Below are 14947 nucleotides of genomic sequence, written 5' to 3' on the forward strand. Positions count from 1 at the left end.
CAAGCCTGATGACCACCGCCCCCGCCGCCGTAGAGCCGGCCGATGAACCCCAGGAAAGCCCTGCCCTGCCTTGGGCCGAGCTGGCCGCCGAACACTTCCAGCTGCTGCGCCTGGCCGCTCTGCCCACCGACCGCAGCACCGGCGCACGGCCGCTGCGCTTTGTGCAGTTCGGTTATGCCGAGCGCCACGACAAGGCCCACAGCCTGCTGCGCATGGAAATCCAGTTGCCTGGGCAAAAGGTGCACAAAGAGCAAAACCGCCTGGATATCCGCGTCGACCATGCCGAGCGACTGGTGCGCATTGGCAGTGAACATGGCCTGCAACTGGAGCCGGTGAACCGTGGCATCGGCCGCTTCATGCTGGCCCAGGCCGCACAGTGGCTGCAGCGCAAATGGCCGCACTACCGGGTGGAAGGCATGGCGCTGCCGAACAAGGATTCCCTCAACGAGGACTCGCGCCTGCGCCGTGACCACTGCTTGCGCGGGGTGGGTATCGAGGTGGAGTACGAGGACGGTCAGCACCTGAAGGGCCGTACCGTGGACATGACCGTCGGCCAGCTGAAGGCCGCCTGGAGCAACGAGCGCCTGCAGCGGGTGGACATTCTGGATGCTGCCAACCTGCTGCAGCAGGCGGACCAGCAGTTGCAGGAAAAGGAAGGGCAACTGCGCGAGCGCGATGAACGGGTGGCCAAGTACCACCGCGAAGACAGCGGCCTGCGCTTTACCATTACCTGCCTGGTGGCGTTTGCGGTGTTTCAGGCGGGGTTGTTGATCTGGATAGCCACCCGCTGATATCGCGTGAGCGGGTGGATATTGGGGCCGCTTTGCGGCCCCAAATAGCCTAAACGCGGGCCTTGAACAACTCCTGATGCTGGCGGCACTGCTCCGCGGTGAGCATGAACACCCCATGCCCGCCACGCTCGAACTCCAGCCAGGCAAAGTCCACCTCGGGGTACAACGCCTCGACATGGATCTGGCTGTTGCCCACTTCAACAATCAGCAAGCCCTTGTCGGTCAGGTGGTCTGCAGCTTCCGCCAGCATGCGCCGCACCAGGTCCAGGCCGTCGTTGCCGCAGGCCAGGCCCAGTTCTGGCTCGTGGTGGTACTCGGCCGGCATGTCGTCGAAGTCTTCGGCATCGACATACGGCGGGTTGGACAGGATCAGGTCGAAACGCTGCCCCGGCAAACCGCCAAAGCCATCGCCCTGCACGGTGTACACACGGCCGTCCAGGCCATGGCGCTCGATATTCTGGTTGGCCACTTCAAGGGCCTCGAACGACAGGTCGGCCAGCACCACCTCGGCCTCGGGGAACACGTCGGCCGCGACGATACCGATGCAGCCCGAACCCGTGCACAGGTCGAGAATGCGCGCGGGCTCGCTCGCCAGCCACGGCTCGAAGCGTTTTTCGATCAGTTGGCCAATGGGCGAGCGCGGCACCAGCACACGTTCGTCGACGATGAACGACATGCCGCAGAACCAGGCTTCGCCCAACAGATAGGCGGCTGGCACCCGCTCTTCGATACGGCGCTTGAGCAAATGCTGCAGGCGTACCCGCTCGTCGTCCTCGAGCATGCAGTCCAGGTAGCTGTCGGCCACCTCCCATGGCAGGTGCACTGCGCCCAGCACCAGCAGGCGGGCCTCGTCCCAGGCGTTGTCGGCACCGTGGCCGAAGAACAGGTCGTGCTCGTGGAAGCGGCTGACCGCCCAGCGGATGTAGTCGCGCAGCGTGCGCAGACGGGATGTGATCACGGGGTACTCCTATTTCAGACAGGACAAAAGTCTAACAGCCCCACCCGCACATTTGTTCGTTTGCAGCGCCCAAAGGCTAGCCACAGGCCAGTAACCATGCCGCTTGCGTTGTCAACCATTCCCATTGGCGTCAAGGCAGGGGACAATAGGTATACAAAAGCCCTTCCAAGGAGCCCTTGATGTCCGTTCCAACCACGATGTTCCGCCTCACTGGCCGCGACTACCCGCCGGCCAAGCTGAGCCACGCCAGCCTGATCATCATCGATGCGCAAAAGGAGTACCTCAGTGGGCCCCTGCAGCTGTCGGGCATGGACGAGGCCGTGGCCAACATCGCCAGGTTGCTCGACGCCGCCCGTAAGAGCGGCCGTCCGATCATCCATGTTCGCCACCTGGGCACAGTCGGTGGCCGCTTCGATCCACAGGGGCCTGCCGGCCAGTTCATTCCGGGGCTGGAGCCGCTGGAAGGTGAAATCGTCATTGAAAAGCGCATGCCCAACGCATTCAAGAACACCCAACTGCACGAAACGCTGCAGGCGCTTGGCCATCTCGACCTGATTGTTTGCGGCTTCATGAGCCATTCCAGCGTCAGCACCACCGTTCGCCGCGCCAAGGACTATGGTTACCGGTGCACCCTGGTGGAAGACGCCTCGGCAACCCGCGACCTGGCCTTCAAGGATGGTGTCATCCCGGCGGCGCAGATTCACCAGTGCGAAATGGCCGTCATGGCCGACAACTTCGCTTGCGTGGCCCCCACCGCCAGCCTGATCTGAGCGGCAGGGCTTGACCGCCCGGCAGCCGGGCGGAACCCGATGGGCGGCGGCAGGTCGAATTCCGGATATCCACAGAGGAGAGCGGAATGAAGCTTAAAGGCAGTTTCGACGCCAAGCGCCTGCGCACGCGCCAGCCGCGTAACTGGGGCGCCCGCCTGGCGGCCGGCCTGTCGGCGCTGCTGGCGACCCTGGGCGTGCTGCTGGCCATGGCCGGCGTCGCAGGCCTGCTGGGCAACTACCCTGCCCTGCAAGAACTCAATGCCAACAAGCCATTGTCCAGCATCCTCACCGGGGCTGGCTTGTTGCTGCTGTGGCTGGGCGTGCGCTTCTGGCGGCGCAGCCGCATTCGCTTGCGTCGCGGGCGGGAATTGAACCTGTCGCCGCATCTGATGAAAAAGCACGACTGATGATTTTATGTCGCCTGTGCGGGCCTCTTCGCGGGTGAACCCGCGAAGAGGCCCGCACAGGCTGCACTTGGCCCCACAGTCGCGTAAACTACGCCGCCCACGTGGAGGCATCATGCAAGACGACGATTTTTCCCTGTTCAAGGCCGAAGTGCGTGGCGTAAAGCAAATTCGCCACGACCGCGCCGAAGTCGGCAAGCCCAAGGCCGACCGCCAGAAGCTGGCCGGGCTGCGCCACGCTGCAACCGTGCGCAGTGACAAGGCCCTGGTCATCGACGGCATGTCCGACCAGTTCGTCATCGACGTTGGCGCCGAAGACGAGCTTATGTGGCGCCGCGACGGCGTGCAGGAAGGCCAGCTGCGCAAGCTGAAGCTGGGCCAGATCCCGTTCGAGGGCAGCCTCGACCTGCACGGCATGACCGTGGAAAAGGCCCGCGAAACCCTGTGGGACTTCATAGCCGAAGCCACCAAGCTGGAAGTGCGTTGCGTACGGGTTACCCACGGCAAGGCGGCACGCCTGGACGGCAAGCGCCCGATGATCAAGAGCCACGTCAACACCTGGCTGCGCCAGCACCCGCAAGTGCTCGGTTTTGCCTCGTGCAGCGCCCGCCACGGCGGCACTGGCGCGGTGTATGTGATGCTCAAGCGAACCATGCTCGAAGGCCGCGACGAGTAACGCCGCGCTTGCAGCGCCGCCCTCACCGCCGTAACCTTCGTTTTTGCGATTTTTTCCCACAGGTAGATCCATGTCCCTGGAACAGAACTACACCGAGATCCTCAGCCAGATTGGCGAGGACGTCTCCCGTGAGGGCCTGCTCGACACGCCCAAGCGGGCTGCAAAGGCGATGAAGTACCTTTGCCGCGGTTATGAGCAAACACTGGAAGAAGTCACCAACAACGCTTTGTTCAGCTCTGACAACAGCGAAATGGTGCTGGTCCGGGACATCGAGCTGTATTCGATGTGCGAACACCACATGCTGCCGTTCATCGGCAAGGCACACGTGGCCTACCTGCCCAAGGGCAAGGTACTGGGCCTGTCGAAGGTAGCGCGCATCGTCGACATGTATGCCCGTCGCCTGCAGATCCAGGAAAACCTCAGCCGCCAGATCGCCGAAGCCGTGCAGCAGGTCACCGGTGCCGCCGGTGTAGCCGTGGTCGTCGAGGCCAAGCACATGTGCATGATGATGCGCGGTGTCGAGAAGCAGAACTCGACCATGATCACCTCGGTGATGCTGGGTGAGTTCCGCGATAACGCCGCCACCCGCAGCGAGTTCCTCAGCCTGATCAAGTGATTGGCTGCTGACCCCAAGCCGACCCAGCCGGGTCGGCTTTTGCATTTCAGGAGTTGCCCATGATCGTCAAAGCCCTGCGGGTTGGCCTCGGCCAGCTCATCGTGTTCGCTGACTGGATCAGCCGCCCGGCCAAGCGCAAGCGCGACGCCGCTGCCCAGGCCCGCGTCGAGCAAGCGGCCAAGGGCCTGGAGCTGTACCAGTTCCATGCCTGCCCGTTCTGCGTCAAGACCCGCCGTACCCTGCACCGGCTGAACGTGCCGGTGGCGCTGCGCGATGCCAAGAACGACCCGGTGCACCGCCAGGCCCTGCAGGAAGGTGGCGGCCGGGTGAAAGTGCCGTGCCTGCGCATTGAAGAAGCCGGCAAGGTGACCTGGATGTATGAGTCCAAAGCCATCATTGCCTACCTGGATGAGCGGTTCGCGTCGGCCTGACAGATTCTAGTCATCCTGTGCCGGCGATAGGGCCGGTCCAGGATGAAGATCAGCCCACCATCGGCACATGCCGCGGGTGGCTGCTGACACGCTCCAGCCAGGCGCGGACCGCCGGGTAATCGGCCAGGTCGAACCCGCCCTGCTGCGCCACATGGGTGTAGGCATACAAGGCCACATCGGCAATCGAGTACTGCTCACCTACCAGGTAAGGCGTCATCTGCAGCTGTCGCTCCATCACCCTCAGTGCCTTGTAGCCGCCCTTGTGCAGCTTGCGGTACTCATCTAACCGCTCATCCGGCAGCCCCAGGTAGAACTGGATAAAGCGCGCCACGGCAATGTACGGCTCATGGCTGTACTGCTCGAAGAACTGCCACTGCAACACCTGCGTGCGCAGGCGCGGTTCGCTGGGCAGGAACTCGCTGCCATCGGCCAGGAAGTTGAGAATGGCATTGGACTCCCACAAATAGCTGCCGTCCTCCAGCTCCAGCACGGGCACCTTGCCGTTGGGGTTCATCGCCAGAAACTCGGGCGTTTCGGTCTCGCCCTTGAGGATGTCCACCGGGTGCCATTCATACGGCCGGCCCAGCAGGCTCAACATCAGCTTGACCTTGTAGCAGTTGCCCGACTGGTAGTCGCCATAGACCTTGTACATCGCCCCTCTCCCCTGTCGCCGTATCTGTATCGCCCTTGTAGGAGCAGCCTTGCGCTGCGAAGAGGCCTTTTCAGCCCATGCATTTGCTGCGCCTGTAAGGGCCTCTTCGCAGCACAAGGCTGCTCCTACAAAAGGCAGGTGCCAAACCGTGCAGTTTTTTAATTGCGCCCAATAGTTGGCGACTGTACGGCTAAAAGCAATGGCCGCTGTATGGCAAGGATCAATCTTGCTCGCTGTAGTCTGAAAAAACTGCTTACACCTTTACAAGGACTTTGTTCATGACCGATGCCACTTCCGCACGCCTGCGGCCCCTGGCAGATACCTCCCCGTCGGCGGTGGTCGCCGGCTTCATCGCCATGCTCACCGGCTATACCAGTTCGCTGGTGCTGATGTTCCAGGCTGGCCAGGCGGCCGGGCTGACCACCGCGCAGATTTCGTCATGGATCTGGGCGCTGTCGATCGGCATGGCGGTATGCAGCATCGGCCTGTCGCTGCGCTACCGCACCCCCATCACCATCGCCTGGTCTACCCCCGGCGCCGCGTTGCTGATCACAAGCCTGGGCGGGGTGAGCTATGGCGAGGCCATTGGTGCCTATATCACCTGTGCCGTGCTGGTGCTCATCTGCGGCCTCACTGGCAGCTTCGAGCGCTTGGTCAAGCGTATCCCGGCATCGCTGGCCTCGGCGTTGCTGGCGGGCATCCTGTTCAAGATCGGCAGCGAAATCTTCGTTGCGGCGCAGCATCGCACATTGCTGGTGCTGGGCATGTTCTTCAGCTACCTGTTGGTCAAGCGGTTGTCGCCGCGTTACTGCGTGCTGGCGGCGCTGCTGGTGGGCACGGCACTGTCCGGCGCCCTGGGCCTGCTGGACTTCAGCGGCTTCCACCTGGAAGTGGCCAAGCCGGTGTGGACCACTCCGAGCTTCTCGCTGGCGGCCACCATCAGCATTGGCATTCCGCTGTTCGTGGTGGCCATGACCTCGCAGAACATGCCCGGCGTGGCCGTGCTGCGCGCCGACGGCTACCAGGTGCCAGCCTCGCCGCTGATTTCGGCCACCGGCTTTGCCTCCCTGCTGCTGGCGCCATTCGGCTCGCACGGGGTCAACCTGGCGGCGATCAGCGCGGCGATCTGCACCGGGCCGCACGCCCATGAAGACCCGAGCAAACGCTATACCGCCGCGGTGTGGTGCGGGATTTTCTACGGCATTGCCGGGGTATTCGGCGCGACGCTGGCGGCGCTGTTTGCAGCGTTGCCGAAAGAGCTGGTGCTGTCGATTGCCGCACTGGCACTGTTCGGCTCGATCATGAACGGGCTGACCGTGGCCATGAGCGAAGCGCGCGAGCGGGAGGCGGCAGTGATTACCTTCATGGTCACCGCCTCGGGGCTTACGTTGTTCTCGATTGGCTCGGCGTTCTGGGGGATTGTGGCGGGGGTGCTGGCCTTGATGATCCTCAACCCGCGCAAGGCCTGAGGTTTATTGGTGCCTGTGCGGGCCTCTTCGCAGCACAAGGCTGCTCCTACAAGGGCACCACAGCCCTAAGGCCCAATGATATTCCTGTAGGAGCAGCCTTGTGCTGCGAAGAGGCCCGCACAGGCAACAGATATTCCGGGTCAGGCTCACAACCTGAAATGCCCCACCATCCCCTTCAAATCGGTGCCCAACTGCGCCAGTTGCACACTCGACCGGGCATTGTCCTGCATCGCCAGCGCCGCCTGGTCCCCACTGCCACGAATCTGCGTGACACTGCGGCTGATCTCTTCAGCCACCGAGCTCTGCTGCTCGGCTGCCGCGGCAATCTGCTGGTTCATCTGCTGAATCAATGAAACCGCAGCCGCAATGCTGCCCAGCGCGCTTTCCGTCTGCAGCGCATCAGCCACTGCCAGGCGAACCAGTTCAGTGCTGCCACGAATCTGCGCCACCGACTGCTGGGCGTTACCGCGCAGGCTGGCAACCAGGACCTCGATCTGCTCGGTAGACTGCCGGGTACGCCGCGCCAACGCACGCACCTCGTCGGCCACCACGGCAAAACCACGCCCTTGCTCGCCAGCGCGGGCAGCCTCGATGGCGGCGTTCAGCGCCAGCAGGTTGGTCTGCTCGGCCACGCTCTTGATCACCTCCAGCACGTCGCCGATGGTGTGGATTTCGGCACTGAGGCTGTCAATGCCGGCGCTGGCGGTTTCTGCCGCCGCCGCCAACTGCTCGATGCGCTGCATGCTCTGGCGCACCACCTGTTGCCCCGACTCAACCTTGTCGTCCGCCGCCTGGGCCGCCTGCGCCGCTTCCTCGGCATTGCGCGCCACATCGTGCACGGTGGCAGTCATCTGCTGCATGGCAGTGGCCACCTGCTCGGTTTCCTCCTTCTGGCTGCCCACCTCGCGATTGGTCTGCTCCGTCACTGCCGACAACGCCTGAGCGCTACCCGCCAGCTGTTCGATGCCTTGCTGCAAGCCGCTGACAATGCCTGAAAGGCCCGCGGCCATCTGCTGCATGGCCTGCATCAGCTGCCCCACCTCGTCACGACGCGGTGCCTGGGCGTCAAAACCCAGCTCGCCAGCGGCAATGCGCTGGGCGCGGGCGATCACATGCTTGAGCGGGCCGACCACCGCGCGGGTGATCAGCCAGGCGGCCAGCACACCCACCAGCAGTGCCAGGCCGGTGGCCAGGGCAATGGCCACGGCATTGCGTTGCAGCTCACCCTGCAGCGCCTGCTCCTGCCCCAGGTAAGCCTGGTCGACCCTCCCGGTGACTTGCTCGGCACTGGCCTGCAACTGGGCTTTCAGCCCTTGCTCGCGGGCCAGCTGGTCGGTGTATTCATTGAGTTTTTCCGAGAAGCTGCCGATGTGCCCGGCCACCTCGCCCAGCACGCTCTGGTAGCCGGCATCACTGACCGCACCCTGCAACTGGCCAACCAGGCTGGCGGCTTCCACGGTCTGGGCGATACGCTCCTGGCTTACGCCCTCTTCGCCCTTGCGGCTTTTTTCCAGGCGCACCCGCGCTTCGTCCATGGCCTGCAACATCAGCCGCGACACCTGCGCCACTTGCGCAGCCTGCTCAAGAAACTCGCCCCCCTGCTGACCTTGGGACTGCTTGAGTGTGTATACGCCGTCGTCGGCCAGGCCGGCCTGCAGCACATCAAGGTTATTGGCGACGCTGGACACCGACCAGCTGGCCATGTCCAGCGCCAGCTCCTTGGCCTGCACCGCCGCCACATAAGCTTCGAACGCCTGGCCGTAGGCAGCCAGATCGGTTTCGGCCGCCACCAGCGCCGGCAGGCCTCGGGCGCGCTCGGCCAAGCCCTGCAAGCCGCTGCGCAAGGCCTCGGCCTGCTGGATGTCGGAGCGCAGGGCAAACGCCTGCTCATGCTGACGCAAACGCAGCAGGTCGGTATTGAACTGTGCCAGCTGGCGCAAACTGTCGAAGCGCTGGCCCACGCTGTGCAGCGCGGCGATGCCGATGGCCGCCACCGCCAGGGTCAGCACCAGCACCAAGGCAAAGCCCAGGCCGAGTTTGCGGGCCATGCCCAGGTTGGCCAGCACACTGTGCTTGCTCGCGCCCATCGCCGATTCCCCTTCTGCGTGCGAGGTTATCCCGAAGGCCAAGGGTGGCAACGTTGCCTGCCGATGAACAAGGGCTTGGCGTCAGGATAGTGTCAAATAGCTATGAGCGTGTCGTTTTCAGCTTGGCAGAGGTCGCCCTGCATGCTGGAGGAAGGCCTGGGCACGGGAATCCTGCCCATAGGCGACATTGATGCGCAGCCAGCTGCTGGGCGTGCCTTGGTAATCGAACGCGCTGCCCGGGGTAAGCAGCACCGCATGCTCCCGCGCCATCTGCTCAAGGCTGGCGAAGTCCCGGCCGGGCACGCGCGCCCAGACGAACATGCCGCCACAAGGCTCACAAAATACCTGCCAACCCGCCTGCTCCAACTGGCCCAGCAGCTTGGCCATGTGCTGGCCAAGGCGTACGCGCAGGCGTTGAACACTCTTGCGGTAGCTGCCATTGGCGAGCATCTGGCCCACCACCTGCTCGGCAAAGCGTGACGTGCCGATACCGCTGACCATCTTCAGCTCGGCCAGACGCGCCAGCAACGCAGGGTCGGCGACCAGGTAGCCGACCCGCACCGAACTGCTGAGGGTTTTCGAAAAGCTGGCCATGTAGATCACCCGTTGCTCGCTGTCGAGGGTGGCCAGGCGTGTAGCCGGGCCCTCCTGGAAGTCGGCGTAGATATCATCCTCGACAATGCGCAGATCATGTTCACGGGCCAGTTCGAGCAAGCGGTAGGCGACTTTGGGTGTCAGGCTGGTGCCGGTAGGGTTCTGGTAAAGGCTGTTGATGAACAGGCAGCGCGGCTTGTGCGTGGCCAGCAGGGTTTCGACGGCCGCCAGGTCCGGGCCCTCTGCGGTACGCGGTACCGGCAGCATATGCACCTGGTGCTGACGCAGCAGGTTGTACAGGTTGTAGTAACCAGGGTTTTCCACCAATACCGTGTCGCCTGGACGCAGCAGGGTACGCACCAGCAGGTCTAGACCGTGACTGGCGCCGTGGGTGGTGAGGATGTGCTCGGGGCCGGCAGCGATGCCCAGCTGCGCCAGGCGCTTGTGCAATTGCTGACGCAGGCTGGCCAGGCCCAGGGGTGGGCAGTAGTCGAACAGGTCCTGCGGGGCGCCGCGGCTTACCTGCCGCACCGCCTGGGCCAGCTCGGTTGCAGCGCGCCAATTGCTGGGCAGCCAGCCGCAGCCCAGTTTCAGCAACTCGTCATGGCCCTCGCGAAACTGCCGCCAGTTGCCGTCGCCAGACTCACCCCAGGGTTGCGTATCGTCAATCGGGGGCCCGGGCTTGCGCTCGGCGACAAAAAAACCGGTGCCGTGGCGGGCCTCCAGCCAGCCGCTGGCGACCAGGCGGTCGTAGGCCTCGATCACACAGGACGCGCTGACCGCCTGGCTGCGGGCCAGCGCGCGGATCGATGGCAGACGTGCGCCGGGGCGCAGGCGGTGCTGGACGATCCAGGCTTGCAGGTGGTCGGTGAGTTGCTGCACCAACGGGGTGGGGCCGGTGCGATCGAGGGAGAAGTGCATGGGTAAGTGTTCGCAGATTTTGAGCGAACAGTTAAGCATAAATGGAGTGACGGTGTGTCTGGCAGGTGGAATAGGCTGGCATCAGAGTGAGCAGGCCCGGCCCTTTCGCGGGTGAACCCGCGAAAGGGCCGGTACAGCCACTAGAGAAACCAGGATCCCTACCCATGCCCTCCGCCCCGGCCCGCTTGGCCTTCGCCCTCTGCCTGATCACCCTGGCCGTCAACCTGCAGGCCCCGCTGTACATCACCTACGCCGACCTTTCCGGCCAGGGCGCCGCTGCCACTGCGGTGGCGTTCTCCGGCTATGTGCTGGGCGTACTGCCCGTGCTGCTGGCCCTGGGCGGCCTGGCCGACCGGGTCGGGCGCCGGCCATTGATTGTGGCGGCACTTGCCCTGTCGATGATCGCCACCGTGCTGATGCTGCTGGCCCCCAGCCTGCAAACCCTGGGCCTTGCCCGGCTGTTCCTGGGCCTGGGCACCGGGCTGGCTTCGGCCACGGCCACCGCTTACATGGGCGAGCTGATGGGCGGTGAGCACACCACCCGCGCGGCCAACTGGGTCACCGCCAGCACCTCGCTGGGCTTTGGCCTGGGTGCGGCGCTGACCAGTGTGTTCCTGCTAAGCGGCCCAAGCCTCACCCCCGGCAGCTTCCACCTGCAACTGCTGTTGGCAGCCTTGGCCATCCTGCTGGTATGGCGCCTGCCCGACCCCCGCCCGGCACAACACAACCCCATGCTGCGCCTACCCTGCTACCCGCGTGGCAGCGTGGCCTATGGCCTGGCCATTTTGCTGGCATGGGCCTGCGTGGGCCTGGTGATCGCCTTGCTGCCAAGCATCCTGCGCCAGCATGGCCTTAGTGACTGGTCAGGGTTTTCGACTTTCTGCGTGATCAGCTGCGGGCTGTTGTTCCAGCCGATGGCCCGGCGCCTGAGCAGCCGCACGGCCACACTACTGGGGCTACTGATACTGCCCTGCAGCTATGCCGTGCTGGCTTGGGGCGCGGACAGCGGGCAGCTGAGTGCGGTATTGCTGGGTGCTGTGGCGGCCAGCAGTGCGTGCTACGGGTTTATCTACCTGGGTGGGCTGGCGGCGGTGAACCAGTTGGCTGGCAGTGAGAAAACACGGGCCAGTGCCGGGTTCTTCTTGCTGGCGTACCTGGGGTTCAGCTTGCCGGTAATCTTTACCGGGTTGCTGAGTGACCGGTTGGGGTCACGGATGGCGTTGCTGGTATTCGGTGGGGTGTTGGTGGTGGGCTGTGCAGCGGTTGGGCTGGCATTGTGGTGGTCTGGCCGGGCCCTATCGCCTGCAAGCCAGCTCCCACAGGGCTCGCGTTAACTTCGGGTACCCGCGGGCCCTGTGGGAGCTGGCTTGCCGGCGATAGGGCCAGAACAGGCTATCTGAGTTGGCTCAGATCGCCGTGGCCCCGCCATCAACCGTCAGGCAATGCCCGGTGGTAAACGCCGCGCCATCGCTGCACAGATACAGCACGGCGCTGGCGATTTCCTCGACCTTGCCAATGCGCCCCACCGGGTGCATGGCGGCGGCGAACTCGGCCTTGCGTGGGTCGGCCTCGTAGGCGCGGCGGAACATGTCGGTATCGATTACCGCCGGGCACACGGCATTCACGCGGATACCCTTCTTCGCGTATTCGATGGCTGCCGACTTGGTCAGGCCGATCACCGCGTGCTTGCTGGCGCTGTAGATACTCATCTTCGGCGCCGCTCCCAGCCCCGCCACCGAGGCTGTATTGACGATCACCCCACCGCCTTGGGCCTGCAGCAAGGGCAACTGGTACTTCATGCACAGCCATACGCCCTTCACGTTCACGCCCATGATGGCATCGAACTCCGCCTCGCTGCCTTCAGCCAGGCGGTGCTGCTCAATCTCGATGCCGGCGTTGTTGAAGGCATAGTCCAGCCGGCCAAAGGCGCCGATCAGGCGCTCGTGCAACTGGCGCACCTCGGCGTCGCGGGTGACGTCACAGGCAATGAACAACGCCACGCCGCCTGCGGCGTTAATCTGCGCGACGGTGGCCTCGCCACCCAGCGGGTCGAGGTCGGCCACTACCACCTTCAGGCCCTCGCGGGCGAACGCCAGGGCCGTTGCCCGGCCTATACCGGCAGCGCCGCCGGTGACCAGCGCTACCTGGCCGGAAAAGGTCATGCTCATTGCGTGCTCCTGAAGGGGATGCTGGGGTTCAGAGCATAGTCAGCCACTGCCTCGCCGGGCAGCATCATCACACCAACGGTTGGGCTACCATGCTTGTCAGTGATGTTAACCACCTGCCTACATCAACAAGGTAGATTGAACACCTAGCATCCTCCACTGCCCACAAGGACCCCGCCATGACCCAGACCAACCGCCGCTTCCTGCTCGCCAAACGCCCGGTCGGCGCCGTATGCCGTGACGACTTCACCTTTGAAAGCGTGCCTGCCGAACAACCCGGCGAAGGCCAGGTGCTGGTGCGCAACCTGTACCTGTCGTTGGACCCGGCCATGCGCGGCTGGATGAACGAAGGCAAGTCCTACATCCCTCCTGTGACCCTGGGCCAGGTAATGCGAGCCCTCGGCGTGGGCGAAGTGGTTGCCTCCAACCACCCGGCATTCAAGCCGGGCGACCACGTTAGCGGCGCCCTTGGCGTGCAGGACTACTTCACCGGCGAGCCCCAGGGCCTGCACAAGATCGACCCCAACCTGGCGCCCCTGCCCCGCTACCTGTCGGCACTGGGCATGACCGGCATGACTGCATACTTCGCCCTGCTGGAAGTTGGCCAGCCCAAAGCCGGCGAAACCGTGGTCATCTCCGGCGCGGCCGGTGCAGTGGGCAGCATTGTCGGGCAAATTGCCAAGGTCAAAGGCTGCCGCGTGGTCGGCATTGCCGGGGGCGCCGAGAAGTGCCAGTACCTGAAGGACGAACTGGGCTTTGACGGGGTGATCGACTACAAGGCCGAAGACGTGCTGGCTGGCCTGAAGCGCGAATGCCCCAAAGGCGTGGACGTGTACTTCGACAACGTGGGCGGCGACATCCTCGACGCCGTGCTGACGCGTATCAACTTCAAGGCCCGCATCGTGATTTGCGGCGCGATCAGCCAGTACAACAACAAGGAAGCGGTGAAAGGCCCGGCCAACTACCTGTCGCTGCTGGTGAACCGTGCGCGTATGGAAGGGTTTGTGGTGATGGACCACGCCAAGGACTACGGCAAGGCCGCGCTGGAGATGGCCGGGTGGCTGGCCAGCGGGCAGGTGAAGAGCAAGGAAGATGTGGTGGAGGGGCTGGAGACGTTCCCCGAGACGCTGCTGAAGCTGTTCAATGGGGAGAATTTTGGCAAGTTGGTGCTGAAGGTCTAACCCCTGCAGGCCTGCGCCGCACCATGAAGGGGCGGCGCAGCCCGTGAAATCGGGCGCCAGCCCTTGTTGTGGCACTTTCGCCGCTTGTAGTTTTCCCCTCCCACCGTACATTCAGGCATCGACAAACACCCATTACGCAAGGTAGCGACAAGGTGGGCAACCGATGCAGCAGCGCTTGAATGCCGGACTCGACTTTTGCAGGATCGCCGCCTGCTTCATGGTGGTACTCCTTCACATCGCGTCAGCCGGGGCGATCCAACTTGATGACAACTGGATGTCCTCCAACATCTACAACTCCTTGGTCAGGTCTTGCGTCCCGCTGTTCCTGATGTTGTCCGGTGCCCTGTTGTTGAACCGAACAGACGGTGCAATCACGTTCTACCAGAAGCGCTTCTTGCGCATACTGCCGCCGCTGCTGTTCTGGTCAGTGTTCTATGCACTGTGGCGGGACACCATGGGCGCCGGGTATGGCAGCCTGTGGCAAGCGACCGTGGCGATGCTTCACGGCCCCGTGTACTACCACCTCTGGTACCTCTACGCGATCATCGGCATCTACCTGTTCATGCCGTTCATGGCCAAGGTCTACCAACACTGCGGGCCGCAAGAGAAGCGGGTGTTCCTGGGCCTTTGGCTGGTAATCAGCTGCCTGCTGCCCACCGCCGCCCAGTTCAGCCCTGCACTGGCCAGCATGGTCCATACCTATGAGTTGTTTTCGTTCATGGGGTTTGCGGGTTATGCATTCCTGGGGGCTTACGTCTACGAACAGATTCGGCAGCACGGCGCTGGCAACCCTTGGGTAAACCTTGGCGGCTTCGCCATCACCGGCGCCCTGACCGCCGCCGCCACGCACACCCTGTCCCTGCAGCAAGGCGAGCCCAGCCAGATTTTCTATTCCTACGTATCCCCGTTCGTGGTACTGGCCGCCATCTTCGCCTTCCGCCTGCTGCTTGCGCTCGGCGGGCGACTGGTACAGCACAGCAAGCTGCTGGCCGAGCTGTCTGGTTGCACGTTGGGCCTGTACTGCTTGCACGTTTTCGTCATGAACAGGGCCAGTATCTTCTACGGCCCGCTGATCGAGGGGCATTCGCTGGCGTGGTTAATACCCGTACTGGCGGTGGCTGTGTTCGTGCTGACTTTACTCCCGATCTACCTGATCAGGCTGTTGAAACCGATGCGCACCGTGATCTGACTGCGGTAGCACCAATGAGGGAGCGGACGGATATAAAAAAAGG

Annotated in this window: 15 protein-coding genes and 1 pseudogene; 10 read left to right on the top strand and 6 right to left on the bottom strand. The window is 63.8% G+C overall.

Annotated elements, in window-relative coordinates:
* Window positions 1-8: 8 nt before the first annotated feature.
* The gene (locus SB756_RS19080) at window positions 9-791 is read left to right on the top strand and encodes a hypothetical protein (RefSeq protein ID WP_341797897.1); all 783 of its coding nucleotides are present in this window, start codon (window positions 9-11) and stop codon (window positions 789-791) included.
* A gap of 49 nt (window positions 792-840) precedes the next feature.
* On the opposite strand, the gene prmB is transcribed toward SB756_RS19080, so the two are convergent.
* Entirely contained in the window at window positions 841-1749 is a 909-nt protein-coding gene (prmB, locus tag SB756_RS19085; RefSeq protein ID WP_016500966.1) for a 50S ribosomal protein L3 N(5)-glutamine methyltransferase, read from the bottom strand.
* Between the two features lie 179 nt (window positions 1750-1928).
* On the opposite strand from prmB, the gene SB756_RS19090 reads away from it, so the two are divergent.
* From SB756_RS19090 to SB756_RS19110, 5 genes are all read left to right on the top strand, one after another.
* Window positions 1929-2519, top strand: a complete 591-nt coding sequence (locus tag SB756_RS19090; RefSeq protein ID WP_012271080.1) for a cysteine hydrolase family protein — start codon at window positions 1929-1931, stop codon at window positions 2517-2519.
* Between the two features lie 86 nt (window positions 2520-2605).
* Window positions 2606-2926: a hypothetical protein gene (locus tag SB756_RS19095; RefSeq protein ID WP_114942694.1), complete on the top strand. Its 321-nt coding sequence runs from the start codon at window positions 2606-2608 to the stop codon at window positions 2924-2926.
* Window positions 2927-3038: 112 nt separating this feature from the next.
* Window positions 3039-3599, top strand: a complete 561-nt coding sequence (locus SB756_RS19100) for a Smr/MutS family protein (protein WP_341797896.1) — start codon at window positions 3039-3041, stop codon at window positions 3597-3599.
* 70 nt (window positions 3600-3669) lie between these two features.
* Window positions 3670-4215, top strand: coding sequence for a GTP cyclohydrolase I FolE (gene folE / locus SB756_RS19105; RefSeq protein ID WP_003252789.1), 546 nt, complete (start codon window positions 3670-3672; stop codon window positions 4213-4215).
* Window positions 4216-4274: 59 nt separating this feature from the next.
* Window positions 4275-4646 carry a glutaredoxin family protein gene (locus SB756_RS19110; RefSeq protein ID WP_016500969.1) on the top strand — a complete coding sequence of 124 codons (372 nt, stop codon included), beginning with the start codon at window positions 4275-4277 and terminating at the stop codon, window positions 4644-4646.
* A gap of 49 nt (window positions 4647-4695) precedes the next feature.
* Here SB756_RS19110 and SB756_RS19115 read toward each other — a convergent pair whose 3' ends face one another.
* Window positions 4696-5298, bottom strand: coding sequence for a glutathione S-transferase family protein (locus SB756_RS19115; protein WP_410911414.1), 603 nt, complete (start codon window positions 5296-5298; stop codon window positions 4696-4698).
* A gap of 278 nt (window positions 5299-5576) precedes the next feature.
* Here SB756_RS19115 and SB756_RS19120 point away from each other — a divergent pair, with 278 nt between their 5' ends.
* Window positions 5577-6767, top strand: a complete 1191-nt coding sequence (locus tag SB756_RS19120; RefSeq protein WP_019471938.1) for a benzoate/H(+) symporter BenE family transporter — start codon at window positions 5577-5579, stop codon at window positions 6765-6767.
* Between the two features lie 146 nt (window positions 6768-6913).
* On the opposite strand, the gene SB756_RS19125 is transcribed toward SB756_RS19120, so the two are convergent.
* The 3 genes and pseudogenes from SB756_RS19125 to SB756_RS19135 form a co-directional block, all read right to left on the bottom strand.
* Entirely contained in the window at window positions 6914-7795 is an 882-nt protein-coding gene (locus tag SB756_RS19125) for a methyl-accepting chemotaxis protein (protein WP_410911519.1), read from the bottom strand.
* Window positions 7775-8854: pseudogene (locus SB756_RS19130) on the bottom strand (HAMP domain-containing protein); the annotation flags it as partial. The pseudogene SB756_RS19130 and the gene SB756_RS19125, both read right to left, overlap by 21 nt.
* Before the next feature lie 117 nt (window positions 8855-8971).
* Window positions 8972-10369 carry a PLP-dependent aminotransferase family protein gene (locus SB756_RS19135; RefSeq protein ID WP_410911416.1) on the bottom strand — a complete coding sequence of 466 codons (1398 nt, stop codon included), beginning with the start codon at window positions 10367-10369 and terminating at the stop codon, window positions 8972-8974.
* 164 nt (window positions 10370-10533) lie between these two features.
* On the opposite strand from SB756_RS19135, the gene SB756_RS19140 reads away from it, so the two are divergent.
* On the top strand, window positions 10534-11703 hold the full coding sequence (locus tag SB756_RS19140; protein WP_341797892.1) for an MFS transporter: 1170 nt from the start codon (window positions 10534-10536) through the stop codon (window positions 11701-11703).
* A gap of 72 nt (window positions 11704-11775) precedes the next feature.
* Here SB756_RS19140 and SB756_RS19145 read toward each other — a convergent pair whose 3' ends face one another.
* A complete protein-coding gene (locus SB756_RS19145; protein ID WP_410911418.1) occupies window positions 11776-12537 on the bottom strand; it encodes an SDR family oxidoreductase in 762 nt (253 codons plus the stop codon).
* 176 nt (window positions 12538-12713) lie between these two features.
* On the opposite strand from SB756_RS19145, the gene SB756_RS19150 reads away from it, so the two are divergent.
* A complete protein-coding gene (locus tag SB756_RS19150; RefSeq protein WP_410911420.1) occupies window positions 12714-13715 on the top strand; it encodes an NADP-dependent oxidoreductase in 1002 nt (333 codons plus the stop codon).
* A gap of 163 nt (window positions 13716-13878) precedes the next feature.
* Window positions 13879-14904 carry an acyltransferase gene (locus tag SB756_RS19155; protein WP_410911421.1) on the top strand — a complete coding sequence of 342 codons (1026 nt, stop codon included), beginning with the start codon at window positions 13879-13881 and terminating at the stop codon, window positions 14902-14904.
* Window positions 14905-14947: the final 43 nt, after the last annotated feature.

This window comes from Pseudomonas sp. SIMBA_068 (genome assembly GCF_046534705.1).
GTDB lineage: Bacteria > Pseudomonadota > Gammaproteobacteria > Pseudomonadales > Pseudomonadaceae > Aquipseudomonas > Aquipseudomonas putida.